This is a genomic window from Lysobacter sp. FW306-1B-D06B (genome assembly GCF_038446665.1).
In the GTDB taxonomy this organism is placed as follows: Bacteria; Pseudomonadota; Gammaproteobacteria; order Xanthomonadales; family Xanthomonadaceae; genus Lysobacter_J.
In genome coordinates this window covers 3044749-3068495 of record NZ_CP151802.1, presented here as the reverse complement: position 1 = coordinate 3068495, position 23747 = coordinate 3044749, and the positions used below count along the sequence as shown (strand labels likewise).

The window sequence follows — 23747 nt, the reverse complement described above, 5'->3', positions numbered from 1 at the left end:
GGCCCGATTCGCCGGGCGTGAAGCGCGCGCACCTTCCGCGTGAATGCGCCGCACGGCCTGCGCCGCTTGAGCACCGCAAGGCGCCATGACACGATCGCGCGGGTGAACGGAACTCACCCTGATCCCCAATACCTGCGCGACCTCGTCCGTCTTCGCCGCGTGCGCGACCGGATCGATCGCGAGTACGCGCAACCGCTCGACGTGGAGGCGCTGGCGCGCGGCGTGCACATGTCGGCCGGGCACCTGAGCCGGCAGTTCAAGCTGGCGTTCGGCGAATCGCCTTACAGCTACCTGATGACGCGGCGCATCGAGCGCGCGATGGCGCTGCTGCGGCGCGGCGACCTGAGCGTGACGGACGTGTGCTTCGAAGTCGGCTGCGCGTCGCTGGGCACCTTCAGCACGCGGTTCGCCGAGCTGGTGGGGATGCCGCCGGGCGCGTACAAGCGCGAGCAGGCGCGCATCGCCGAGGGCATGCCGGCCTGCGTGGAACGACAGGTGACGCGACCGATCAGGAATCGAGAAGCGCCCCCCGCGGAGCCGCAACTAGACTGAGCCCGTGGACTTCCCCACCCGCGGAGCAACCGCCATGGACATCACCCTGCACTCGACTTTCCTGCCGCACAACGACCCTGCCGAATCGCTGGCGTTCTACCGCGACGCACTCGGTTTCGAGGTCCGCAAGGAGGTCGAGTACGGCGGCCGGCACTGGATCACCGTCGGTCCGAAGGGCCAGCCGGAGACCTCGATCGTGCTGCACCCGCCCGGCGCGACGCCCGGGCTGACCGACGAAGAACGCCACACCATCGCCGAGATGATGGCCAAGGGCACCTACGCGATGATCATCCTGGCGACGCAGGACTTGGACGGCGTGTTCGAGAAGCTGCAGGCACGCGGCGCGGAGGTCATCCAGGAGCCGACCGACCAACCCTACGGCGTTCGCGACTGCGCGTTCCGCGATCCGGCCGGCAACCACATCCGCATCAACCAGGCGGCCTGACGCCCCCTCGCGCGCGGGCCGTGTTCATGTGCGCGGCCCGCGTTCCTCGCGCGGCTTGGCCTTGCGATCGCGCAGCAGCGCGCTGACCACCAGCGCCAATCCCAGCGCGGTGGCGACCAGGAACAGCACCAGCGCCAGCCACTCGTAGCGGTTCGGTGCGCCGGTACCGCTGCCGCGCAGCAGCATCGCCGAGGCCAGGATCAGCGCCGCCACGACCACGCCCGCAGCGATGCGGTTGGCGATCTTCTGCAGGTTTTCCATCAGCCGCGATTCCTGCAGCCCGGTGATGCGCACCTGCAGTCGGTTCTCCGCGAGCAACGACAGCACCGAAGAGAGCTTGCGCGGCGCATCCTGCACCAGGCCCTGCAATTCCACCGCTTCCACGGCGAGCGCCGGCATCGACAGCGACCGCCGGATCTGCGCGGAAATCATCTGCGGCATGTGGCTTTCGATCACTTTCTGCACGTTGAGCTGCGGCGCCAGCAGACGGCACACGCCTTCCAGATGCAACAGCGTGCGACCGAGCAGACTCAGCTCCGGCGGCGTGCGCAGCCCGCACATCGCGCCGATGCGGGTGAGGTCGAGCATCAGACGGCCTTCGGAATGATCTTTGAGCCCGGCGTGCGCGGCGTAGCGGGCGATGAGCTGACCGGATTCGCGCAGGTAGCGCTCCTCGTCGAAGGTTTCCAGGCGCGTGCCGAGTGCGATCACTTCATCGGCCGCATCGTCGCCGCGACCTTCCACCGAGGAGAACATCAACTTGAGCAACCGCGTGCGCTGGCGCGGCGGCAGGTGCACGACCATCCCCAGGTCGATCACGGCAAGCCGTCCGTCGTCGGTGAGCAGCAGGTTGCCCGGATGCGGATCGGCATGGATCTCGCCATGCACGAACATCTGGTCGAGGTAGCCGCGCAGCAGCGATTCGCACAGGCGTTCCAGCGCGTCGGGCCGCATGCGCAAATGCACGTGCGAGTCGAGCGGATCGCCGTTGACCAGGTCCATCACCAGCACGCGCGTGCGCGTGAGCGGCCACACGGGGCGCGGGATGAGCAGGTCGGGATATGCGGCGAGGTGTTCGGAAAAGCGCTCCAGATTGGCCGCTTCCAGCGTGTAGTCCAGCTCGCCCACCAGCGCCTTGCGGAACTCGTGCACCCAGTCGGAGAAGCGCACGCGCTGGCCCAGCCCGGTGGTGTGATCCACGCCGGTGGCGATGGAGTCGAGCACGGACAGGTCCTGCCGGACTTCTTCGGCGATGCCGGGGCGCTGCACCTTGACGGCGACGGGGCGGCCGTCGAGCAGTCGCGCACGATGCACCTGCGCCAGCGAGGCCGAGCCCAACGGCGCGGGATCGAACCAGGCGAAGACCTCGGCGATGGGTCTTTCCAGCGAGGTTTCGACCTGCGTGCGGATCGCATCGAACTCGACCGGTGTCACCTGGCTCTGCGTGCGCGCCAGCGCCGCGAGGTAGGGCGCGGGCACCAGATCGGGACGCGTGGACAGGGCCTGGCCGAGTTTGATGAAGGTCGGTCCGAGTGCTTCAAGATCCTTGACGAACTGTTCGGGACGCTGGTCGGCGACGTCGATTTCGCCGATCACCGGCACCGACGAGCGCAAGTCCAGGCCCGTGAACACGCCGGTGCCGCGATAGCGCATGAGGAACCGCAGGATGCGGCCGGTGCGCGCCAGCCCGTGCGGATTCATGCCGTCCGCGCGTGCGCGTGGCATCGCCGACAGCGACGGCGGCGCGGGCAGCGACTCGCGCATTCACTCCGGCTCCAATGCAGGCACGAACGGCGAGACCGGATCGCTGGCGGGAAAGGTTTCCTCCAGCGCTTCGTCGAGGTTCTCGTTCGTATGCTCCAGCCGCCGCTCCTGCGCATCGGGCGGCGGTGCGCCGACGTTGCGGTTGCCTTGCGCCATGGTCGCCTCCACGCCATCGCTGCGTCACGCCGGACGCGAATGAGCGTCAGCATAGTTGCGCGACGCTAAGAATCCGTGAGGCATGGCTGGCGTCATTCGCCATCAATCGCGCTTGGGCGGCTCGTCGTGGTTTTCGCCGGGCATCATGCGTCGTTCGACCCGGGCGATCACGGTCAGCACCAGCAGCGTCAGCGCGGTCGCAAAGCCCGCCAGCAGGTGGTAACGGAAGCCGCACATCACACCGATCACCGCCACCATCAGGATCGACGCGGCGGTGGTGATGCCCACGACCACCTGCGATCCGCGCTGCGCGAAGATCGTGCCCGCGCCGATGAAGGACACGCCGGCCACGACGGCCTCCACCAGACGAAGCGGGTCGATGGTCAGGCGCAGTTCGCTGCCCAGGCGATGGTCGGCGATCACCAGTTGCCCCAGCCCGACCAGCAGCGCCGCTGCGCCTCCCACCAGCATGTGCGTGCGGAAGCCAGCGGGGCGGTTCTTCAGTTCGCGCTCAAAGCCGATCACGCCGCCAAGCGCCATGGCGATGGCGGCGTCGCGCAGAACGAGCAATTGCAGCATCCAGTCCATCCGGCCACGGTGGTGGCGACGCTGTGTAGAAGCCGTCACGACGCAACCGGGCACCCCACACGCGCCGATCACAAGCCCGCTCCTACGATCCGCGGCACCTGAGGTCAGGAGTGGAGAACGGGCATGGGCATCATCATCTGGTTGATCGTGGGCGGCATCGTCGGCTGGCTCGCCAGCCTCATCATGCGTCGTGACGCGCAGCAGGGCATCATCCTCAACATCGTCGTCGGCATCATCGGTGCCTTCATCGGCGGCTGGCTCGGCGGCGTGCTGGGCCTGGGCGGAGGCGACATCAACGACGGCAATTTCAGCATCGGCGGCCTGCTGCTGTCGCTGCTCGGCGCCGTGGTGCTGTTGGCGATCGTCAATCTGTTCACGCGTGGCCGCGCCCGCTGACGCGGCGCATGAAGCACAAGCGGTTTCGTTTCGGAAAGGGATTCCGGGTCGCGTTCGAGGTGCGCAAGGTGCAGGCGGCCGAGATGGTCATTGCGCCGGGCGCCCGCGAAGGCGGCCCGGACAACCGGCATCGTGGTGCGGACCAGTGGCTTTACGTGGTGTCCGGCAGCGGGCTGGCAATCGTGGAAGGCCGACGGAAAGCGCTGAAGGCGGGCAGTTTGCTGGTGATCGAACGCGGCGAGCGGCATGAAGTGCGCAACACGGGCCGCACGCTGCTGAAGACGGTCAACTTCTATTACCCGCCGGCCTATCGGCACGACGAAGAACCGCTCCCCGCCGGACGAAAATAACCGCGCTCGCGTTCAACACGCTCCCTTGCCGCCCGTCACTCCAGGCGCCCCGCATACCACCGCGCCAGCGCCTCGGGCAGATGCTCGGCAACTTCGATCCCTGCGGCGGTATGCGCATCGAGCACGTCCAGCACCTGCTGCCGCAAGGCGCGCAATGCCGGCAGCTGATCCAGGTAGGCGGGTTCGCCTTCCACACTCTCCAGCACGCGCATGCCCCAGCCGTAGAGCGCCTGCACGCGCCCACGCAGCTGCGCCTGGAGCCAGCCGCGCAACGGCGCATGCACGATGTGACCTCGTTCGCCGAGCGCCGCGACTTCCTGCGCGAGCCGGGCATACGCGCCGCGATACCACTCCGTGTGTCCGGCCGCCTGCACGCGCACGGTGAGCGGGGCAGGGGCGCTGTGATCGATGAGACGATGGTGGAGTTCGAGTTCCAGCCGTCGCGCGTCGCGCACGGTTTCGGTTTCCACCAGCAAGGCGCGGTCGAGGTCGAAGAATTCGAAGAAGCGCGAGTGCAGCGCCTGCATGCGCTCCAGCGGTTGTCGCGAGAAGCCCAGCTTCAGCAGATCCTCGAAGGCGCAGGGCAGCACATAGAGATGGCAGGCGCCTTCGCTGGCACCGCGGGTCTGCTCGGGTCCGGAACTGCGCACGAAGGCCATGCGGCATGGTCGCCGATCCCCGGTGACGATGCGCGGTGTCGACAACGGTTCATGTCGCGACGCGATCTTGATGCGCGCCTCGGGATGCTGCGGCCATGCCACATTCGAGCCGCAACGGCCCGCCCCAGGACGCCGCCGCCGCCTCCGCCAGCGATGGTGGGCTGGTTTACGTCAGCGACGAGGAGCCCGGCCTGCGTCGGCAGCGTGCCGGCAAAGGCTTCCGCTATCTGGACGCCGAGGGTCGCAGCGTTCGCGACGCGACCACGCTGTCGCGCATCCGCGCGCTTGCGATTCCGCCCGCCTACCGCGACGTGTGGATTTGCCGTCGCGCCAACGGCCACCTCCAGGCCTCAGGTCGCGACGCGCGCGGCCGCAAACAGTACCGTTACCACCCGCGCTGGAAACAAGTGCGCGATGCACGCAAGTTCGACCGCATCGTCGCCTTCGCCGCGGCCTTGCCGAAGCTGCGCCGCGCACTGCGTCGCGATCTGGCGCGCGAGGGATTCGGTCGCGAGAAAGTGCTCGCCATCGTCGTATCGGTGCTGGCCGACACGCTGCTGCGCATCGGCAACGCCGAGTATGCGCGCGGCAATCGCTCCTACGGGCTGACCACGCTGCGCAACCGCCACGTCGAGTTCCTTCGCGGCGGTCGCGCCCATCTGCATTTTCGTGGCAAGGGTGGATTGCAGCACGACGTCGTGCTCGACGATGCGCGGCTCACGCGCCTGATGCGGCGGTGCCAGCAGCTGCCCGGCCAGATGCTGTTCCAGTACATCGACGACGACGGGCAGCGCCAGCCCGTGGACTCGGGCATGGTCAACGACTACCTGCGCGAGACGATGGGCGAGGATTTCACCGCGAAGGACTTTCGCACCTGGGGCGGCACGTTGCTGGCGATCCGCCTGCTCGCCGCGTGCGAGATACCGCTGCGCGAGGACGGGGAGCCCAAGGTCACCGCGATTCCCGCCGTGCGCAATGAAGTCATCGCGCAGGTGGCGCACCTGCTAGGCAACACGCCGGCGGTCTGTCGAAAGTCGTACATCGACCCGGCGGTGTTCGAGTGTTGGGAAGACGGCCGTTTGCAGCGCGCCGTCGCGGTCGCGCGCGGTGAGCGCCAATGGGAGCAGGCTGCGTTGAAGCTGCTGCGACGCAGCCGGCGCGTGACGGGCTGACCTGGCGAGGTGGCTTAGGTCGACGCACCCCGGAGGCGGGCCATTAGATCCGGCAAGGCGATGGACGTCAGATCGTGCCCGGAGAGGCGGGCGATCAACTCCGATCCCATCAACGTCGGCTCCCATTCGTTGCCTTCGAACGCCACCAGCCCCAGCGCCCCGAGGCGCTGCATCGTCTGTGGTGCCATCAGCTCGCGTTCCCAACGGAACAACTGGTTGCGATGACGCAACGCCAGCAGGGCAAAGCGTTCGGTCTGGGTCAGCTCGGTACCGGCGAGTCGGCGGGCCTGGTGCATGGGCGTGTCCGTAACGGAGTCACTGCGAGCATCCGGAACCGGCGTTTGCGGTCCCATCAGATAAGTCCTAAAGCGGTGCGCGGTTTGATGCGCCGATGGCATACGCCCCGCCGGAAACGCAGCGCCCCGCAAGGCAGGGCCTTGCAGGGCGCAGGTTTGACGCTTTGAAGATGGTGGAGGTGGGGGGAATTGAACCCCCGTCCGAAGGCACTCCATCCCCGGCACTACATGCTTAGCGCTCCGTTGGATCTCGCCCCTGGACAGCACGGCGCGCAAAGCGCATCCAGGAACCAGCCTGTTTTGGGTTAACCAGGGGCTGACAGGCAACCGCCCCCGGCGATTCCGTGATGATGACCCTACGCTGCGAGCACGGACACAAGCAGTTTCGGGGCTTAGGCCTTAAGCGGCCAGAGCGTAGTTGTCGTCGTTGGCAACTAGAAGTTTGCAGCTGGATTTACGAGGAAAGCTACCCCCTCGGCATGCGCCAGGCGATTTCGCGACCCCCGTCGAAGCCAGTGCACCCCCGGGGACAGCTCTCGCTGACTCGACCAGTATAGGGGCGAAGCCCGCCGCCACAAGGGCCACGGTCCGCGCCGTTTGCGGGGGTTCAATCCGGTACGGCCGGGTTCAGTGCTCTTCTTCCAGCAACTGCAGCAGGGCGCGCTGCCTTCTGCGTGTGAGCTTGCGGACCAGGCCGACCAGACGGACTTCCTCGGCGTTGTCGTACTTGGTGGCGCCTTCGCGTATGCCCAGGTCGTTGCTTTCCATGGCCCCGCGACCGGTGGAGAGCCATTCGGAGCTGATGCCCATCTGCACGGCCATCACGCTCAGGCGTTCGTACTTGGGAATCGCCAGGCCCTGGCACCACTTGCGCGCCGTCTCGCGGCTGACGTTGTAGTGCTCGGCGATGGCGCCGATGCGTCGGCGGGCCCGCGGAAATCCTGCGAAATCCCAGGCGGTGTTGAGCCGGCGTGCGAAATCTTTGTGTCGTCCTTGCGGCATGTCCCTACGCTCGGTTGCGATGAGTGCCAGACGCGAGCGAGCCGGCGCGCGTCCACAACCCATTGTTGCGCAGGCCATACGACACACAAGCATGTGCGGGTTGCCGCACGACGCAACTGTCGGGCGTCGTGGCGGCCGTTGAGCGGCGTCAGCGCTAGCCTTCGAGCAGTTGCAGCAGGGCCAGTTGCCTCTCCAGAGAAAGTTTCCTAATCGCTGCATTCAAGCGCACCATGACGGAGCTCTCGTACTCGCTCGGCGGCTCGCGCACTGACTGCTCCGAACTCATGATCTCGCCTCGCCCGGTGGAGAGCCAGTCGTAGTTGACGCCTGATTCCACCGCTATGGTGCGCAGCCGTTGCGTCCTCGGGATCGACTTGCCCAGGCCCCATTTGCGGGCCGATTCCCGGCTGACTTCATAGCGTTCGGCGACCGCGCCGGTACGGCTGTCACCTTGCGGGAGGCCCGCCAGGTCCCAGGCGTGGTGGAGTCGATCGGAGAACTGTGTGTATTGCGATTTCGGCATGTTCAACGCTCGGATGCGGTCTTGGCGGACGCACACGCGAGGTGCGTGAGCTCCAACTTATTGTTGCGCACAGAACGCGAAACGCAGCCATCTTTTGGTTGTTGATTGAGCCAACTTGCGGTGGTATCCAATGCGGCATGAAGACAGATACGGATATCTCGGCCAACCCGGTCGATCGTTATGTGGCTTGTTTCCCCTCCTGCCAGATTGCTGCCGCCGCCGCCGGCGTCAGCACCGAAATGCTGCGTCGCATGCGAAGGTGCGGCTTTGTGACGACGCGCAAACGTGCCCTGCTGATGGCGCGGGCCTGCGGATTTCGCGTGGACGCGATCGAGTTGCTGGGCTTGTCGGGCGTGCGGCGTTCGGCGCGGGCGCCCCGGCCTCGGAATCCGCCAGCGGAATGACCGGGCGCGGCGGGTGCCGGACCGGGCTGAATGCGAGGAAGTCTCGGCCCTGTATGCTGGCGGCATGAGCCCCGAGGCCGTTCGCGAAGTCCGCACGCCCGACCTGTCCGAACTCTCGCCGCGTCGCGGATATCTGCTCGCGCTGATCGTGCTCGTGGGCTCGCTGGTGCTGGTGTTCACGGCATGGCGTGCGGCGCGCGAACGCGAGCTGCGTGCGGCCGAGGCGGAGTTCATCAGCAAGACCGCCGAGGTCACCGAGCTGCTGCGCCAGGGCATGACCAAGTACGAGTTGGTGGCGCGCGGCGGCGTGTCGATGTTCGCCTCGGTGACGCGACCGCGGCCGTCGCCGGTGCAATGGCAGGCGTACGTGGATGGCATGGATCTGCAGCGGCGCTTCCCGGGCATGGTCGGCTTGGGGTTCGCCGAGTTCGTGCCCGCCACGCGCCTGGCGGATCTGCAACTGGAGTGGCGCGAGGCCGGCCACGGCATGCTGGAAGTCTGGCCGCGCGGGCAACGCCGCGATTACGGGCCGATCCTCTACCTGGAGCCGAAGACGCCGGCCAACGTCGGGGCGATCGGCTTCGACATGTACTCCGAGCCCATCCGCAACCAGGCCATGACGCGGGCGATGGAAAGCGGCAACGCCACGTTGTCGGGGCCGGTGCACCTCATCCAGGACGGTCCGCTGCGCAGCACCGGACTGCTGCTGTACCTGCCGGTGTACCGCGGCGGCGCCCGGCCGGCGACGGTCACCAATCGACGCGCGGAAATCCAGGGCTGGGTGTACGTGCCGGTGCGCATGGACGGCTTCGTGCGCAATGCGCTGGGCGCGATGCGCAACGAAAACCACTTCCGCGTGTTCGACGCCACCGATGGCGAGAACCGTCTGCTGTTCGCCACCTACGCGCCGCGTGATCGTCCGCCGCCGGCATTCCGCCACGACAGCACCTTCGAACTGTACGGCCGGCACTGGCGCGTGGAGTTCGAATCGCCGCCACTGGCGGTGGCGGCGCCGCGCCTTCAGGGCCTGCAGAATTTGCTGGCGCTGGGGCTGTTCTCCTCGCTGCTGTTGTATGCCATCGCGTGGATGCTCGCCCGCACCGAGGCGCAGGCGTACCGGATCGCCGTGCGCATGACGGAAGACTTTCGTCGCAGCGAGCAGCGCTTTCGCAGCGCGATGCGCTATTCGGCGATCGGCAAGGCGCTGCTCGACAGCGAGGGCCACATCGTCGAGGCCAATCCCGCACTGGCGAGCATCGTCGGCCTCACGCCCGAAGCGCTGGAAGGGCGGCGCTTCGACGGGCTGTTCGAGAGCGACGAGCCGGAGATGATCGCGCACGGGCAGGGCACCACCGACGCGCAGGGCGTGCACCGCGCCACGCGACGGCTGCATCGCGAAGGCGGCGAGCCGCGCCAGGCGCAGCTGACCTATTCGCCGGTGCCGGGCAACGTGGGGCAGGACATCGCCGGGCTGGTGCAGGTGGAAGACGTCACCGAGCGCCTGCGCGCCGAAGCGCGCGTGCATGCACTCAACCGCACCCTGGAGGCGCGCGTGGCGTTGCGTACGCGCGAGCTGAGCCAGGCCAACCAGGAACTGGAGGCGTTCGCCTACAGCGTCTCGCACGATCTGCGCGCGCCGCTGCGGGCGATCGACGGCTTCAGCCGCATCCTGATCGAGCGCCATACGACCGGCATGGACGAGACGGGGCGCTCGTACCTCGTGCGCGTGCGCCGCGCCGCCGGGCGCATGGGCGAGCTGATCGACGCGCTGCTGAAGATGTCGCGCGTGAGCCGCGGCGAACTGCGCCTGGAGCGCGTGGACCTGAGCCGACTGGCGGGCGAGGTGATCGAGGAGCTGCGCGTGGGCGACAGCCGGCGGCAGGTCGAGGTGGAGATCCAGCCGGAGTTGTTCGTGATCGGCGATGCGCCGTTGCTGCGCAACCTGCTGGGCAATCTGCTCGGCAACGCGTGGAAGTTCACGCGTGATCGGCTCGATGCGCGCATCGAGTTCGGCGCCGTGCCGACGGAGCAGGGGCTGGAGTATTTCGTGCGCGACAACGGCGCGGGCTTCTCGCAGGCCTACGTCGACAAGCTGTTTCGGCCGTTCCAGCGGCTGCACCACAACGACGACTTCGCCGGGCACGGCATTGGCCTGGCGTCGGTCAAGCGCATCGTCGAACGCCACGGCGGCAGCATCCGTGCGGTAGGCGAGGTGGGGAAGGGCGCGACGTTCTGGTTCACGCTGCCGCGGGAGAAGCTGGGGGAGTAGGTAACGCTCACGACCTGTGGCTCGTCATTCCCGTGAAAGCGGGAATCGCGGACGTTCCCGTCGGTGGACGGAGCCTCCAATCACCGTTCCGGCGACCCGGGCCCGCAACACTTCGCCGCCAACCCCTCTCCCGGTGGGAGAGGGGCTCGGATCAAGCATCTTTGTTGTGCTTGCGCATCACGCGCTGCTTCTCGCGCTGCCAGTCGCGTTCCTTGCTCGCCTCGCGCTTGTCGTGCGCCTGCTTGCCCTTGGCGAGCGCGACTTCGGCCTTGACCTTGTTGCCCTTCCAGTACAACGCGGTGGGCACCACGGTGTAGCCGTCGCGCTGGATGCGGCCGACGAGGTTGTCGATCTCGTGCCGGTGCAGCAGCAGCTTGCGGGTGCGGCGGTCGTTGGCGACGACGTGGGTCGAGGCGGAGATCAGCGGCGTGATCTGCGCGCCGATCAGGAACAGCTCGCCGTGGAGCACGACGGCGTAGGCGTCGACGATGTTGGCGCGGCCGGCGCGGATGGCTTTCAGCTCCCAGCCCTGCAGGGCCAGGCCGGCCTCGAACTTCTCTTCGAGCTGGTACTCGTGACGGGCGCGCTTGTTGAGCGCGATGGTGCCGCCAGCGGCGCCCTTTCCCTTATCCTTGCCAGTCTTGTTGTTGGAATTCTTGGACATCGCGCCATTGTCCCCGAAAAGCGGGGCTCGCGCGCGACACCAGGCCTTCGGACCCCGCCGCATGCAGACCATCCGCCGTTCCGCCCTCGTCGAGCACTCCGCCGCGCGCATGTTCGCGCTGGTCAACGACGTGGCCGCCTATCCACGCCGTTTCGCCTGGTGTGAAGGCTCGCAGGTGCTGGAGGAGGGCGAGAACCGGATGGTCGCTCGGCTCGATATCGGCTTTGGTGCGTTGCGCACGTGGTTCGTCACCGAGAACACGTCCAGCCCGCCGCACCACATCGACCTGAAGCTGATCGACGGGCCGTTCCAGAGCCTGGGCGGACGCTGGGAGTTCCACGCCCTGGACGAATCGGCGTGCAAGGTCACGCTGACGCTGACCTTCGAGCCGAAGGTGAAACTGCTGGGGCCGGCCATGGCGGTGGGCTTCCAGGGACTGGCCGATCGCATGGTCGACGACTTCGTACGCGTGGCCGACCGGGGGGAAGACGCGTGAGGATCGAAGTCGTCCGCGCCTGGCCGCGGCGATTCGAGGCCGTGAGTCTGGAGCTGCCCGATGGCGCGACCGTCGCGCAGGCGCTCGCGGCGACGGGATGGGGCGACGACGACGGCACGGTGGGCCATGCGGTGTTCGGCGTGCGCGTGGCGCCCGACACGGTGCTCCACGACGGCGACCGGCTGGAACTGCTGCGTGCGTTACAGGCCGATCCCAAGGATGCGCGGCGGCGTCGCGCGGAGTCCAAAACAAAACCCCGGCCGTAGCCGGGGTTTCGTGTAGGGCAGCGGCGCGACCGGTCAGCGGCCGCGGCGCTTGTCCTTTTCCTTCGGCAGGTTGCGGCCGAACTGCTTGACGGTCTGCTTGGCCAGCTGCTCGTCCTGCTCGGGGAAGTAGTCGCCTTCCCACTTCGTCAGGCTGTCGTTCTCGAACCACAGCGTGAGGTTCTTCTTCTCGGTGCGGCCGCGGCGGTCGGTGCGCTGGGTGCTGGCGTAGTCCCAGCGATCGTGGTGGAACGGATCCTCGATCGACGGCGAGCCCAGCAGGAGCGTGACCTGCTGCTTGCTCATGCCGGTCTGCAGCTGGTCGACGTTCGCCTTCTCCAGCAGGTTGCCCTGGTAGATCGGCTGCTTATAGAGGATGCCGCAGCCGCCGGTGACCATGGCGATGGAAAGGACCAGCAGGAGCTTGTACGTCGTGTGCTTCGGCATCGGGGTCTGCGACGGGCGGATAACGTCGCGATGATACACTGAAGGACGAATCCACCAAGCGAGGAGCCCGGCCCAGTCGGCCGTGTTCATCCGCCGTTCCGGCGCCACCGGTCGCGCCGCACCGTTGAGGGACCATCATGGAATCGCAAGAACTCCGCAAGGCCGGTCTCAAGGTCACCCATCCGCGCATGCGGATCCTGGAGCTGCTGGAGCAGTCCAAGCCGCGGCACATGACCGCCGAAGACATCTACCGCCATCTCCTGGAGCATGGCGAGGACATCGGCCTGGCCACGGTGTACCGCGTGCTGACGCAGTTCGAGGCGGCGGGCCTGGTGCTCAAGCACAACTTCGAAGCCGGCCAGTCCGTGTACGAACTGGACCGCGGCCACCATCACGACCACATGGTCGACGTGGACAGCGGCAAGATCATCGAGTTCGAAAGCCCGGAGATCGAGGAGCTGCAGCGCAAGATCGCCGCCAAGCACGGGTACGACATCGAGGAGCATTCGCTCGTGTTGTACGTGCGGAAGAAGCGCTGAAGGCCGGGATTGGATATTCGGGATTCGGGATTGGCAAGCGCATGAAAAAGCCCGCCATCGGCGGGCTTTTTCATGTGCGCAAGTGAATCCTACGTTTGAGGATGTCATCCCCGCGAAGGCGGGGATCCAGGCTCGCGTGCGTCAACGTCGCAGTAGGCCGGAATTGTGGCGGACGCATGGATTCCCGCCTCCGCGGGAATGACGGAGTCAACATGGCGCAGCCTTGCTCCGAATCCCGAATCCCGCTTCAAACCACATCCGCCAGCAACCGCTTCGCCGCCGCACGCGCCTCGCGCGTGAGTTCGACGCCGCCGAGCATGCGCGCCAGTTCTTCCTCGCGCTGCTTGGCGTTGAGCGACTGCACGGCGCTCTGGGTGACGCCTTCGCTGGCGGCCTTGCTCACGCGATAGTGCGCGTGGCCCTGTGCGGCCACCTGCGGCAGATGGGTCACGCACAGCACCTGGCGGGTCGCGCCCAGCGCACGCAGCTTCTGGCCGACGATTTCGGCCACCGCGCCGCCGATGCCGGTGTCGACCTCGTCGAACACCATCGTCGCCACGGTATCCAGGCCCAGCGCGGCCACTTCGATGGCCAGCGAGATGCGCGACAGTTCGCCGCCCGAGGCCACCTTGCGCAGCGGGCGGGCTGGCTGGCCGGGGTTGGCGGCGACCATGAATTCCACGCGCTCGGCGCCCTGCGGATCGGGACGGTCGCCGTCCTGCGGTTCCAGGACGACGTCGAAACGTCCGCCGCCCATGCCCAGTTCGGCGATCAGGGCGGTGGTGCTGCCGGCCAGGTGCGCGGCGGCGTCGCGACGGCGCGCGCTCAGCACGTCGGCGACTTCGCGCCAGGCGCGGCGGGCGGCGTCGATCTCGCCGTCCAGCTTGACCAGGCGCACGCCGGCGCCGCGCAGGGCGTCGAGCTCGGTGGCGATGGCGTCGCGTTGGGCGGCCAGTTGTTCGGGCGTGACGCGGTGCTTGCGCGCCAGCTCGTGCAGGCGGCCGATGCGATGTTCGATCGCTTCGAATGCGGAGGGGTCCAGGTCCAGGTCGCTGCGAACGCGGTCCAGCAGCGCCAGCGCCTCGTCCACCTGGATCGCGGCCGCGTCGAGCATTGCGTCGACTTCGGACAGGCGGGGTTCGTGTTCGGCCACGCGCTGCAGGTCCGAGCGCACATGCTGGAGATTGCGCGACAGCGACGGGCCTTCCTCGCCGCCGAGTTGGGCGAACGCGCCGTCGCAGGCGGCGATCAGGCCGGCGGCGTGCGCATGGCGGCGGTGGTCGGCCTGCAAACGTGCGATGGACTCGGGTTCGAGTTCCTCGCGATCGAGTTCGGCGTGCTGGTGCTCCAGCCAGTCGATGCGATCGGAGACGTCGCCCTGGGCGGACAGCGCATCGCGCTCCGCGAGCAGGGCATTCCAGCGGGCGGCAGCGGTTTCGACCGCGCGGCGCTCGGCGTCGGTACGGCCGAAGGCGTCGAGCAGGGCGAGCTGGCTGGGGCGTGAGAGCAGGGCCTGGTGTTCGTGCTGGCCGTGGATCTCCACCAGCAGCGCGGCCAGTTCGCCGAGCTGGCCCAAGGTCACCGGACGCCCGTTGACCCAGGCGCGCGAACCGCCATCGGCGCGGATCACGCGGCGGATCTGGCAGGCCTCGTCCTCGTCGAGTTCGTTTTCGCGCAGCCAGGCGGCGGCGAGCGGGACGTCGTGGAGGGCGAATTCGGCGACCAGTTCGGCGCGGTCGGCGCCGTGGCGGACCACGCCGCTGTCGGCGCGCAGGCCGGAGATCAGGCCCAGCGCATCGACGAGCAGCGACTTGCCGGCGCCGGTCTCGCCGGAGATGACGGTCAGGCCGGGCCCGAAGCCGAGTTCGGCCTCGCTGACGACGGCGAATTGCTTGAGGGAAAGGTGGACGAGCATCGGACCGCGATTGTGCCCTGTGTGGGTTGCGGCTTGATAGCGGTGGGGCGTCTCAGGGGCGGAGATTGGTGGGATTCGGGATGGGTGCCGCTTTGTGCTGGCCCGACGAAGGCGTCATCACGGCGACGGCGTGTCGCGCTCGACGGAGGGTGTGATGGATCGGACAGTTGGATCCCCGCCTTCGCGGGGATGACGACCTCGTGGCTGCGAGGGTGCGGGCCTGGGTCCCGGCCTTCGCCGGGATGACGGCTTCGGAGACGCTTTCCCGAATCCCGAATCCCGAATCCCGAATCCCGAATCCCGAATCCCGAATCCCGAATTCCCGAATTCCCGAATTCCCGAATTCCCGATTCCCGCCCCCGACTTGCGTCGCTGCCGGCGCCGGCCTATATCGCCTACATGAGCCGCAAACCCGCCGATCCCAGCCTCGACCCGCGCGCACGCCAATTGCTGCGGACCCTGATCGGTCGCTACATCCGCAGCGGTGAGCCGGTGGGCTCGCAGACGCTGGCGCGGCATGCGGGGCTGGACGTGAGCCCGGCGACGATCCGCAACATCCTCGCCGACCTGGAGGACGCGGGGCTGCTCAGTGCGCCGCACGCCTCGGCAGGGCGGGTGCCGACACCACAGGGCTACCGGCTCTTCGTCGATTCGCTGCTGCAGGTCCGACCGTTGCCGGAGTCCGAAATGGCGCGCCTGCGCGGAGAGCTGCCCACCGGCTCCGGTACGCAGGCCCTGCTGGGCAGTGCGTCGGAGCTGCTGTCGGCAATGACCCATTTCGTCGGCGTGGTCAGCGTTCCGCGGCGCGAGCAGTTCGCCTTCCGCCGCATCGACTTCGTGCCTTTGGACGGCGCCCGCGTGCTGGCCATCCTCGTCTTCGCCGACAACGAAGTGCAGAACCGCATCGTGCTGACGCGGCGGCCCTTCGATGCAAGCGAGCTGGAGCGCGTGGCCAACTACCTCAATGCGCATTTCGCCGGACGCACGGTGGCGGACATCCGCGCCACGCTGGTCCACGAGCTGCGCAGCGCGCAGAGCGAGATGCAGGTGCTGCTGGCCCAGTCGGTCGAACTGGCCGAACAGGCGCTCGCACCCGGCGGCGACGACATGGTGCTGGCCGGCCAGACCCGGCTGATGGGCGTACAGGAGCTGGCCGACCTGGACCGCCTGCGCGACCTGTTCGAAGCCTTCTCCCGCAAGCGCGAGATCCTCCAACTGCTGGAGCGCACCGTGCAGGCGCCCGGCGTTCGCATTTTCATCGGCGAGGAAACGGGGCTGGCGCCGCTGGAGGGCATGTCGCTGGTGACGGCGCCCTATGTTGCGGCCGGCAGCGGCACGGTGCTGGGCGTGCTGGGCGTGATCGGCCCGACCCGCATGGCCTACGAGCGCGTGATCCCGGTGGTGCAGGCCGCCGCGGACGCGCTGGGCGCGGCGCTGCACCCGGATTCCTGAGCCACCGTCCCGAGCGCCCCCGGCGCTGGCCGGCCCGCCTTGTCCTGATCGTCTACCCCTGAGCCGGCTTGAAAGCGCGAAGGCAGGCCCCATTGCTGCCCTGACGCGCCTTTGAGCGCGGTTTTCCGCATTGTTTGAGCGCCCTTGGCGCAGGGATGGAGCACCGCATGACTGCCAGTACCACTTCCGGCGAACCCAATCAGACCCCCGACACGGCCCCCGGCGATGAAGCCGACGCCTCGCTCGCCGCCCAGCTCGAGGCCGCCCAGGCCGAACTCGCGCAACTGCGCGAGGACACGCTGCGCGAGCGCGCCGAGCTGGAGAACCAGCGCAAGCGCATGGCGCGCGAGGTCGACATGGCGCGCAAGTTCGCCAACGAACGCCTGCTGGGCGAACTGCTGCCGGTGATCGACAGCCTCGAGGCCGGACTGGCCGTGCAGGCCGATACCGCCGCGCATCTGCGCGAAGGCATGGAGCTCACGCTGCGCCAGCTGCTGAAGGTGGCCGGCGACAACGGCCTGGTGATGGTCGATCCGGTCGGCCAGCCGTTCGACCCGGACAAGCACCAGGCGATGAGCATGGTGGAGGCCGCCGGCCACGCGCCGGGCAACGTGGTTCAGGTCTACCAGAAGGGCTGGCTGCTGAACGAACGCCTCCTGCGCCCGGCGCTGGTGGTCGTGGCCAAGCACGACTGACGCCTTGAAGCAGGGCCGCGAGCCCCCCAGATAACGCACATCGGCGAACGACGCCGCACACACCTTCAAGCAGGCGGCCCCGGCCGCCGCACAGTCAAAAGATCAGAGAGGGAGCAACACCATGGGCAAGATCATCGGTATCGACCTGGGCACGACCAATTCGTGCGTGGCCATCATGGAAGGCGGCAAGGCGCGCGTCATCGAGAACGCCGAGGGCGATCGCACCACCCCGTCCATCGTCGCCTTCACCAAGGACGGCGAAGTCCTCGTCGGCGCCAGCGCCAAGCGCCAGGCCGTCACCAATCCGAAGAACACCTTCTTCGCCGTCAAGCGCCTCATCGGCCGCAAGTTCACCGACGCCGAAGTGCAGAAGGACATCGGCCTGGTGCCGTACAAGATCACCTCGCACGACAACGGCGATGCGTGGGTCGAGACGGCCGAAGGCAAGATGATGGCCTCGCAGCAGATCTCGGCCGAAGTGCTGGCCAAGATGAAGAAGACCGCCGAAGCCTACCTGGGCGAGACCGTCACCGAGGCGGTCATCACCGTGCCGGCGTACTTCAACGACAGCCAGCGCCAGGCGACCAAGGACGCGGGCAAGATTGCCGGCCTGGACGTCAAGCGCATCATCAACGAGCCCACCGCGGCCGCGCTGGCCTACGGCATGGACAAGAAGGGCGGCGACCGCAAGATCGCCGTCTACGATCTGGGCGGCGGCACGTTCGACGTGTCGATCATCGAGATCGCCTCCGTCGACGGCGAAATGCAGGTCGAAGTGCTGTCGACCAACGGCGACACGTTCCTGGGCGGCGAAGACTTCGACAAGCGCGTCATCGACTATTTGGTCGAGGAGTTCCAGAAGGACCAAGGCATCGACCTGCGCAAGGACCCGCTGGCCCTGCAGCGCCTGAAGGACGCCGCCGAGCGCGCCAAGATCGAACTGTCCAGCGCGCAGCAGACCGAAGTGAACCTGCCGTACGTGACGGCCGACGCCTCGGGCCCGAAGCACCTGAACATCAAGCTCACCCGCGCCAAGCTCGAAGCGCTGGTGGATGACCTGGTCAAGCGCACGATCGAACCGTGCCGCATCGCGCTGAACGACGCCGGCCTGCGCGCCAGCGAGATCAGCGAGGTGATCCTGGTCGGCGGCCAGACCCGCATGCCGAAGGTGCAGACGGCGGTGGCCGAGTTCTTCGGCAAGGAACCGCGCAAGGACGTCAACCCCGATGAGGCCGTGGCGCTGGGCGCCGCGATCCAGGGCGGCGTGCTCGCCGGCGACGTCAAGGATGTGCTGCTGCTCGACGTGACCCCGCTGTCGTTGGGCATCGAAACGCTGGGCGGCGTGTTCACCAAGATCATCGAGAAGAACACCACCATCCCGACCAAGGCCTCGCAGGTGTTCTCCACCGCCGAGGACAACCAGTCGGCCGTGACCGTGCACGTGCTGCAGGGTGAGCGCGAGCAGGCCCGCTACAACAAGTCGCTGGCCCGCTTCGATCTGACCGGCATCGAGCCCTCGCCGCGCGGCATGCCGCAGGTGGAAGTGTCCTTCGACATCGACGCCAACGGCATCCTGCACGTGTCGGCCAAGGACAAGAAGACCAACAAGGAGCAGAAGGTCGAGATCAAGGCCGGCTCGGGTCTGTCCGAGGACGAGATCGCCAAGATGGTCGCCGATGCGGAAACCCACCGCGAGGAAGACCAGAAGTTCCACGAGCTGGTCCAGGCCCGCAACCACGCCGACGCGCTGATCCACACCGCGCGCAGCGCGATCAAGGACAACGGCGACAAGGTGCCGGGCGACGTGATCGGCCGCACCGAAGGCGCGATCGCCGAGCTGGAGACGGCGATGAAGGGCGACGACAAGGCCCAGATCGAGGCCAAGTCGAAGGTTCTGGAAGAGGCCGCGCAGTCGCTGTTCGCCGCGGCTTCGGCCGGCCAGCCGGGCGGTCCGGACGCCGGTGCCGGTCCGCAGGGCGGCGCCAAGTCCGACGACGTGGTCGACGCCGAGTTCACCGAAGTCAAAGACGACAAGAAGTAAGGCCGGGATTCGGGAATAGGGATTCGGGATTCGGAAAGCATGCGTCCGGTTCCGAATCCCTTTCCTGTGTCTAGCCTCTTGCCGTTACGAATCCCGAATCCCGAATCACGAATCCCGGCTCCATGAGCAAACGCGACTATTACGAAGTACTGGGCGTGGCCCGCGACGCCAGCGACGAAGACCTGAAGAAGGCCTATCGCCGCTGCGCGATGAAGCACCATCCCGACCGCAATCCCGGCGACGCCGCCGCGGAAGCCGCGTTCAAGGAGTGCAAGGAAGCCTACGAAGTGCTCTCCGACGCCAACCGTCGGCGCGCCTACGACCAGCACGGCCATGCCGCGTTCGAGCACGGCATGGGCGGCGGTGGCGGCGGTGCCGGTTACGCCGACATGGGCGACATCTTCGGCGACATCTTCGGCAACATCTTCGGTGGCGGCGCCCAGCGCGGCCCGCGTCGCGGCGCGGACATCGGTTACGTGATGGAGCTGTCGCTGGAAGAAGCCGTCGGCGGCACCGAGAAGCAGATCGAGATCCCCACGCTCGACGAGTGCGCGACCTGCGACGGCAGCGGCTCGGCCGACGGCAAGCTGGAGACCTGCGAAACCTGCCACGGTCGTGGCCAGGTGCGTTTCCAGCGCGGCATCTTCTCGATGCAGCAGGCGTGCCCGCACTGCGGCGGGCGCGGCAAGACGATTCCCAACCCTTGCGCGGACTGCAACGGCCAGGGCCGCGTGGAGCGCACCAAGACGCTGCAGGTGAAGATTCCCGCCGGCGTCGACAACGGCGACCGCATCCGCCTGGGCGGTGAAGGCGAGGCCGGTCCGGCCGGTTCGCCGCCGGGCGACCTGTACGTGGACGTGCGCGTGCGCGAACACGAGATCTTCCAGCGCGACGGCGACGACCTGCATTGCGAAGTGCCCGTGCGCATCGCCCAGGCGGCGCTGGGCGACAACATCCGCGTGCCCACGCTGGATGGCGAGGTCGAACTGCGCATCCCGGCCGAAACTCAGACCGGCAAGCTGTTCCGCCTGCGCGACCGCGGCGTGAAGTCCGTTCGCAGCCGCAAGCCCGGCGACCTGTACTGCCGCGTCGTGGTGGAAACGCCGGTGAACCTCACCACCGAGCAGCGCGAGTTGCTGGAGAAGTTCGAGGCCACCTTCGTCGGCGACGGCGCACGCCGCCATTCGCCGCGCGCCTCCACCTTCCTCGACGGTGTGAAGGGCTTCTGGGACCGCATGACGTCCTGAGGCGTCGGGCCGCTCATGCGCTTCGTAGCGAGCGGCCGATCAACTGCGAGTACGTGGTCGCCGGCGATGCCGCCAGGCGATCGCGCCACGCCAGCAGATCGCTGAATTCTTCCGCCAGTACCGCGTCGCTCCAGCAGCGACGCGTGGCCGGGCCGAGCGGCGGTTCGGTGCGCGCGATCGGCGCGACGGCTTCGAGCACCACGGCCATCGCGATGTCGGCGTAGCCGAACGTTCCCAGCAGGAAATCGCCGCCACGCGCGTGCAAGCCTGCGCGCGTTCGATCGAGCGCGAATCGCAAAGCACCTTGCCGGCTCAGATGCCGGTACTTCCGATCCAGACGACGCGTCGCGTCGCGCGCCACGAACCGCAACGGGCGAAGCAGCGGTGCCGGCACCACCGCGGCACTGGCTTCGTCCAGCGCGGCCGGATCCGCCAGTACGCCGCGCACGACGCGGCTGCGGGCTTCGGCGAGGGCGGCTTCGCTGAGGTCGTTCCAGGGCGCGATGGCGTCGAACGCACCCAGCCGCGCGTCGCCCGCCACCGTGGCCGCATGCCGGGCGATGTCCCACGACCCGCGTATCGCGTCTCGCCCCACGATCAGCACGGGCACGGACACCGGGCCGTTCCATTGCCGCAGGCGCCAGCGCAGCCCGGGCTCACTCAGAGTCGGGGTGTATTCGCGATAGTCGAAGGGCACGCCGCACCGTTCCAGCGCCCAGCGCGCCTTCTGGGTCCAGGGCGAAAAGGATTCACCGATGAGCAGCGTGCCGTGCGGCATCAGCGCGGTGTCGATGCACGGTGAAGGAAGAGGTGCCCATTACGCCAGCGACGGCGTGATGACGCGGCATGCACCCGCGCGCTTGTCGCGCACGCGCGCGACGATTAGCCTGCGCGCATGAACACGACGACGAATCCGGTCCGCATCCTCATCCACGGTTCCTCCGGGCGCATGGGCCAGGCGTTGCTGCGCCTGTCAGCGGAGCGCGAGGACGTGACGGTCGTGGCTGCCGTATCGCGTTCGCAGCCGGCGCAGCGCGTGGTCGAAGGCGTGCCGCATTTCGCCGTGTCCGAACTGCACGGCGTGCCCGCGTTCGATGTCGCCATCGACTTCAGCCTGCCGCAGGGTTTCGATCCGATCCTGGCGCTGTGCGAGGAACGTGGCGCGGCGCTCGTGTCGGGCACGACCGGACTGGAAGAGCCTCAACGCGCCGCGCTCGATGGCGCGTCACAGCGCATCGCGCTGCTGTGGGCGGCGAACTTCAGCCTGGGCGTGGCGATCCTGAGCGAACTGGTCGAACGGGCCGCGCAGGCGCTGCCGGGCTGGGACTGCGACATCGTGGAATCGCACCACGTGCACAAGAAGGACGCGCCCTCCGGCACCGCGCTGGCGCTGGGCGCGAGCGCAGGGCAGGGTGGGGCGAATCCGCGCTATGCGTCGTTGCGGGCCGGCGACATCGTCGGCGAGCACCTGGTGCAGTTCACGGCCCCAGGCGAGCGGATCGAGCTGATCCACCGCGCCACCAACCGCGACATCTTTGCCCGCGGCGCCCTTCACGCGGCCGCGAAGCTGGCCGGGCGCGCCCCGGGGCGCTACCGCCTGCGCGATCTGCTCGCCTGAACGAGCTTGCCGGAATCCGTCAGATTGACGCTTCCGGCGCAGATGACGCTGGCGTTACCGGCCTTGGGCCGCTAGAATTCCGGCTCGCCTGAACCCCTTCCGTCGGACCGGTCCCGCACCGCGTCCGCGCTTTGCTGCAAGCCGGTTTTGCCGGTGTCTGCGCGACGGGAAGGGTCAGCACCCCCCGGCAGCCAAGGCGATCCCCGTGACCCAACCCGCAATCCTCGCGCTCGAAGACGGAACCCTCTTCGAGGGCGTTTCCGTAGGCGCGCCCGGCCTTTCGGTCGGCGAAGTCGTATTCAACACGGCCATCACCGGCTATCAGGAAATCCTCACCGACCCGTCGTACGCACGACAGCTGGTGACCCTGACGTATCCGCACATCGGCAATACCGGTTGCACCGATCAGGACGACGAAGCCGCCCGCGCGTGGGCTGCCGGCCTGATCGTGCGCAACGTCCCGCGTCGTCCGAGCAACTGGCGCAGCCAGGTCTCGCTGCCGGAGTGGCTCAAGGCCCGCGGCATCGTCGCCATCGCCGATATCGACACCCGCAAGCTCACGCGCATCCTGCGCGAGAAGGGCGCGCAGAACGGTGCGCTGATGGCCGGCGCGGCTCCTGGAGAGCGCCTCGACGTCGACAAGGCGCTTGAAGCCGCCCGCAAGTTCCCCGGCCTGAAGGGCATGGACCTGGCGAAGGAAGTCACCACGCGCGAGCGCTACGAGTGGCGCGACGGTCAGCTCGACCTGGACCGCAACGAGTTCGTGAAGGCCGATCCGAAGTTCCACGTCGTCGCCTACGACTACGGCGTGAAGCACAACATCCTGCGCATGCTGGCCGAGCGCGGCTGCAAGCTCACGGTCGTTCCGGCGAAGACGCCCGCGTCGGAGGTCTTCGCGCTCAAGCCCGACGGCGTGTTCCTGTCCAACGGCCCGGGCGATCCGGCGCCGTGCGACTACGCCATCGCGGCCATCAAGGAATTCATCGCGGCCAAGATCCCGACCTTCGGCATCTGCCTGGGCCACCAGCTGCTGGCGCTGGCCGCCGGCGCGCAGACGGTGAAGATGGGCCACGGCCACCACGGCGCGAACCATCCGGTGCAGGACCTCGACACCAAGCGCGTGATGATCACCTCGCAGAACCACGGCTTCGCCGTCGACGAAGCGACGCTGCCGGCGAACGTGCGCGTGATCCACCGTTCGCTGTTCGACGGCACCAACCAGGGCATCGAGCTCACCGACGCGCCGGCCTTCAGCTTCCAGGGCCATCCGGAAGCCAGCCCGGGCCCGCACGACGTGGCGCCGCTGTTCGACCGGTTCGTCGCCTCGATGCAGCAGGCCAAGTGAGCGACACGGCCACCAAGCCGATCCGCGGGAAGCGCCACTGGCGCAAGGTTTTCGTTCTCGCGGTGGTGCTGGGCGCCTATCCGGCGTTCGTGCTGGTGGCCACGTACTCGCAGTTCTTCGCCGTGGGTTTGCCCGGCGGTCGCAACGGCCCGGCCGATGCGTACCGCCACTCGCTCGCCAGCGCCATCGTCGCCTACACACTGTCTCCGCGTTGCGTGGACTGGGTGACGGCGGTGATGGAGGACGACGGACAGGGCAACGCGGCCCGTGCGATGGATGCGCACAACAACCGGCTCGGCGCGCGCATAGGCGCGGCCGCCGACAGCTGGAACGCCATGCAGCAGGCCGTGCTTGCTGCCGTGAAGAACGGTGCGATCGACGCCCGATCGCCCGACCAGATCACCTGGCTCGCGCCCGCCGCGTGGCAGGAACGACTTTACTGAGGACCC

General features: G+C 67.9%; 28 protein-coding genes and 1 other RNA gene. 17 read left to right on the top strand and 12 right to left on the bottom strand.

Annotated elements, in window-relative coordinates; translation table 11 throughout:
- Positions 1–102: 102 nt before the first annotated feature.
- Together AAFF32_RS14135 and AAFF32_RS14130 are read left to right on the top strand one after the other, a co-directional pair.
- Positions 103–552 (top strand): helix-turn-helix transcriptional regulator, encoded by a 450-nt coding sequence (locus tag AAFF32_RS14135; RefSeq protein ID WP_342315528.1) that lies wholly within the window; start codon positions 103–105, stop codon positions 550–552.
- A 34-nt stretch (positions 553–586) separates the two neighbouring features.
- The gene (locus AAFF32_RS14130) at positions 587–997 is read left to right on the top strand and encodes a VOC family protein (protein WP_342315527.1); all 411 of its coding nucleotides are present in this window, start codon (positions 587–589) and stop codon (positions 995–997) included.
- A 24-nt stretch (positions 998–1021) separates the two neighbouring features.
- On the opposite strand, the gene AAFF32_RS14125 is transcribed toward AAFF32_RS14130, so the two are convergent.
- The 3 genes from AAFF32_RS14125 to AAFF32_RS14115 form a co-directional block, all read right to left on the bottom strand.
- On the bottom strand, positions 1022–2761 hold the full coding sequence (locus AAFF32_RS14125) for an AarF/UbiB family protein (protein ID WP_342315526.1): 1740 nt from the start codon (positions 2759–2761) through the stop codon (positions 1022–1024).
- Positions 2762–2917, bottom strand: coding sequence for a hypothetical protein (locus AAFF32_RS14120; RefSeq protein ID WP_342317317.1), 156 nt, complete (start codon positions 2915–2917; stop codon positions 2762–2764).
- A 102-nt stretch (positions 2918–3019) separates the two neighbouring features.
- On the bottom strand, positions 3020–3496 hold the full coding sequence (locus AAFF32_RS14115) for an MgtC/SapB family protein (RefSeq protein ID WP_254201121.1): 477 nt from the start codon (positions 3494–3496) through the stop codon (positions 3020–3022).
- 132 nt (positions 3497–3628) lie between these two features.
- On the opposite strand from AAFF32_RS14115, the gene AAFF32_RS14110 reads away from it, so the two are divergent.
- Both AAFF32_RS14110 and AAFF32_RS14105 read left to right on the top strand, forming a co-directional pair.
- Positions 3629–3901, top strand: a complete 273-nt coding sequence (locus AAFF32_RS14110) for a GlsB/YeaQ/YmgE family stress response membrane protein (protein ID WP_216966589.1) — start codon at positions 3629–3631, stop codon at positions 3899–3901.
- Between the two features lie 8 nt (positions 3902–3909).
- Positions 3910–4251: a cupin domain-containing protein gene (locus AAFF32_RS14105; protein WP_342315525.1), complete on the top strand. Its 342-nt coding sequence runs from the start codon at positions 3910–3912 to the stop codon at positions 4249–4251.
- 35 nt (positions 4252–4286) lie between these two features.
- Here AAFF32_RS14105 and AAFF32_RS14100 read toward each other — a convergent pair whose 3' ends face one another.
- The gene (locus tag AAFF32_RS14100; RefSeq protein WP_216966585.1) at positions 4287–4910 is read right to left on the bottom strand and encodes a GIY-YIG nuclease family protein; all 624 of its coding nucleotides are present in this window, start codon (positions 4908–4910) and stop codon (positions 4287–4289) included.
- Between the two features lie 95 nt (positions 4911–5005).
- Between AAFF32_RS14100 and AAFF32_RS14095 the strand changes: the two genes are divergently transcribed.
- Positions 5006–6082: a DNA topoisomerase IB gene (locus AAFF32_RS14095; RefSeq protein WP_216966583.1), complete on the top strand. Its 1077-nt coding sequence runs from the start codon at positions 5006–5008 to the stop codon at positions 6080–6082.
- Between the two features lie 14 nt (positions 6083–6096).
- On the opposite strand, the gene AAFF32_RS14090 is transcribed toward AAFF32_RS14095, so the two are convergent.
- The 4 genes from AAFF32_RS14090 to AAFF32_RS14075 form a co-directional block, all read right to left on the bottom strand.
- A complete protein-coding gene (locus AAFF32_RS14090) occupies positions 6097–6378 on the bottom strand; it encodes a hypothetical protein (RefSeq protein WP_216966582.1) in 282 nt (93 codons plus the stop codon).
- Between the two features lie 171 nt (positions 6379–6549).
- Positions 6550–6903: a transfer-messenger RNA gene (gene ssrA, locus AAFF32_RS14085) on the bottom strand.
- A 102-nt stretch (positions 6904–7005) separates the two neighbouring features.
- A complete protein-coding gene (locus AAFF32_RS14080; RefSeq protein WP_216966580.1) occupies positions 7006–7380 on the bottom strand; it encodes a hypothetical protein in 375 nt (124 codons plus the stop codon).
- A 154-nt stretch (positions 7381–7534) separates the two neighbouring features.
- The gene (locus AAFF32_RS14075; protein ID WP_216966578.1) at positions 7535–7903 is read right to left on the bottom strand and encodes a DNA-binding protein; all 369 of its coding nucleotides are present in this window, start codon (positions 7901–7903) and stop codon (positions 7535–7537) included.
- A gap of 137 nt (positions 7904–8040) precedes the next feature.
- On the opposite strand from AAFF32_RS14075, the gene AAFF32_RS14070 reads away from it, so the two are divergent.
- The gene (locus AAFF32_RS14070) at positions 8041–8307 is read left to right on the top strand and encodes a hypothetical protein (RefSeq protein WP_216966577.1); all 267 of its coding nucleotides are present in this window, start codon (positions 8041–8043) and stop codon (positions 8305–8307) included.
- 64 nt (positions 8308–8371) lie between these two features.
- Positions 8372–10576 (top strand): CHASE domain-containing protein, encoded by a 2205-nt coding sequence (locus AAFF32_RS14065; protein WP_342315524.1) that lies wholly within the window; start codon positions 8372–8374, stop codon positions 10574–10576.
- 151 nt (positions 10577–10727) lie between these two features.
- On the opposite strand, the gene smpB is transcribed toward AAFF32_RS14065, so the two are convergent.
- Positions 10728–11240 (bottom strand): SsrA-binding protein SmpB, encoded by a 513-nt coding sequence (gene smpB / locus AAFF32_RS14060; RefSeq protein ID WP_216966572.1) that lies wholly within the window; start codon positions 11238–11240, stop codon positions 10728–10730.
- A 61-nt stretch (positions 11241–11301) separates the two neighbouring features.
- Between smpB and AAFF32_RS14055 the strand changes: the two genes are divergently transcribed.
- On the top strand, positions 11302–11736 hold the full coding sequence (locus AAFF32_RS14055; RefSeq protein ID WP_216966570.1) for a type II toxin-antitoxin system RatA family toxin: 435 nt from the start codon (positions 11302–11304) through the stop codon (positions 11734–11736).
- Positions 11733–12002, top strand: coding sequence for an RnfH family protein (locus AAFF32_RS14050; protein WP_216966568.1), 270 nt, complete (start codon positions 11733–11735; stop codon positions 12000–12002). Before AAFF32_RS14055 ends, AAFF32_RS14050 begins: the two co-directional genes overlap by 4 nt.
- A 33-nt stretch (positions 12003–12035) precedes the next feature.
- Here the strand turns inward: AAFF32_RS14050 and bamE are convergent, their stop codons facing one another.
- Complete coding sequence (gene bamE / locus AAFF32_RS14045) at positions 12036–12446, bottom strand: outer membrane protein assembly factor BamE (protein ID WP_216966566.1); 411 nt, start codon at positions 12444–12446, stop codon at positions 12036–12038.
- A 137-nt stretch (positions 12447–12583) separates the two neighbouring features.
- Between bamE and fur the strand changes: the two genes are divergently transcribed.
- Positions 12584–12985, top strand: coding sequence for a ferric iron uptake transcriptional regulator (fur, locus tag AAFF32_RS14040; protein WP_216966564.1), 402 nt, complete (start codon positions 12584–12586; stop codon positions 12983–12985).
- A gap of 247 nt (positions 12986–13232) precedes the next feature.
- Here fur and recN read toward each other — a convergent pair whose 3' ends face one another.
- On the bottom strand, positions 13233–14900 hold the full coding sequence (gene recN, locus AAFF32_RS14035; RefSeq protein ID WP_216966562.1) for a DNA repair protein RecN: 1668 nt from the start codon (positions 14898–14900) through the stop codon (positions 13233–13235).
- Between the two features lie 399 nt (positions 14901–15299).
- On the opposite strand from recN, the gene hrcA reads away from it, so the two are divergent.
- From hrcA to dnaJ, 4 genes are all read left to right on the top strand, one after another.
- Positions 15300–16352: a heat-inducible transcriptional repressor HrcA gene (gene hrcA / locus AAFF32_RS14030; protein WP_342315523.1), complete on the top strand. Its 1053-nt coding sequence runs from the start codon at positions 15300–15302 to the stop codon at positions 16350–16352.
- A 167-nt stretch (positions 16353–16519) separates the two neighbouring features.
- Positions 16520–17047 carry a nucleotide exchange factor GrpE gene (gene grpE / locus AAFF32_RS14025; protein WP_216966558.1) on the top strand — a complete coding sequence of 176 codons (528 nt, stop codon included), beginning with the start codon at positions 16520–16522 and terminating at the stop codon, positions 17045–17047.
- 121 nt (positions 17048–17168) lie between these two features.
- Positions 17169–19088, top strand: coding sequence for a molecular chaperone DnaK (gene dnaK, locus AAFF32_RS14020; protein ID WP_342315522.1), 1920 nt, complete (start codon positions 17169–17171; stop codon positions 19086–19088).
- A 122-nt stretch (positions 19089–19210) separates the two neighbouring features.
- On the top strand, positions 19211–20335 hold the full coding sequence (dnaJ, locus tag AAFF32_RS14015) for a molecular chaperone DnaJ (protein ID WP_216966554.1): 1125 nt from the start codon (positions 19211–19213) through the stop codon (positions 20333–20335).
- Between the two features lie 13 nt (positions 20336–20348).
- Here the strand turns inward: dnaJ and AAFF32_RS14010 are convergent, their stop codons facing one another.
- Complete coding sequence (locus AAFF32_RS14010) at positions 20349–21113, bottom strand: glutathione S-transferase N-terminal domain-containing protein (RefSeq protein WP_216966552.1); 765 nt, start codon at positions 21111–21113, stop codon at positions 20349–20351.
- A 117-nt stretch (positions 21114–21230) separates the two neighbouring features.
- Between AAFF32_RS14010 and dapB the strand changes: the two genes are divergently transcribed.
- The 3 genes from dapB to AAFF32_RS13995 all read left to right on the top strand — a co-directional run bounded on the left by dapB (position 21231) and on the right by AAFF32_RS13995 (position 23741).
- Positions 21231–21953 carry a 4-hydroxy-tetrahydrodipicolinate reductase gene (gene dapB, locus AAFF32_RS14005; RefSeq protein WP_216966548.1) on the top strand — a complete coding sequence of 241 codons (723 nt, stop codon included), beginning with the start codon at positions 21231–21233 and terminating at the stop codon, positions 21951–21953.
- Between the two features lie 205 nt (positions 21954–22158).
- Positions 22159–23298, top strand: a complete 1140-nt coding sequence (gene carA, locus AAFF32_RS14000; RefSeq protein WP_342315521.1) for a glutamine-hydrolyzing carbamoyl-phosphate synthase small subunit — start codon at positions 22159–22161, stop codon at positions 23296–23298.
- A gap of 20 nt (positions 23299–23318) precedes the next feature.
- The gene (locus tag AAFF32_RS13995) at positions 23319–23741 is read left to right on the top strand and encodes a hypothetical protein (RefSeq protein WP_216966716.1); all 423 of its coding nucleotides are present in this window, start codon (positions 23319–23321) and stop codon (positions 23739–23741) included.
- Positions 23742–23747: the final 6 nt, after the last annotated feature.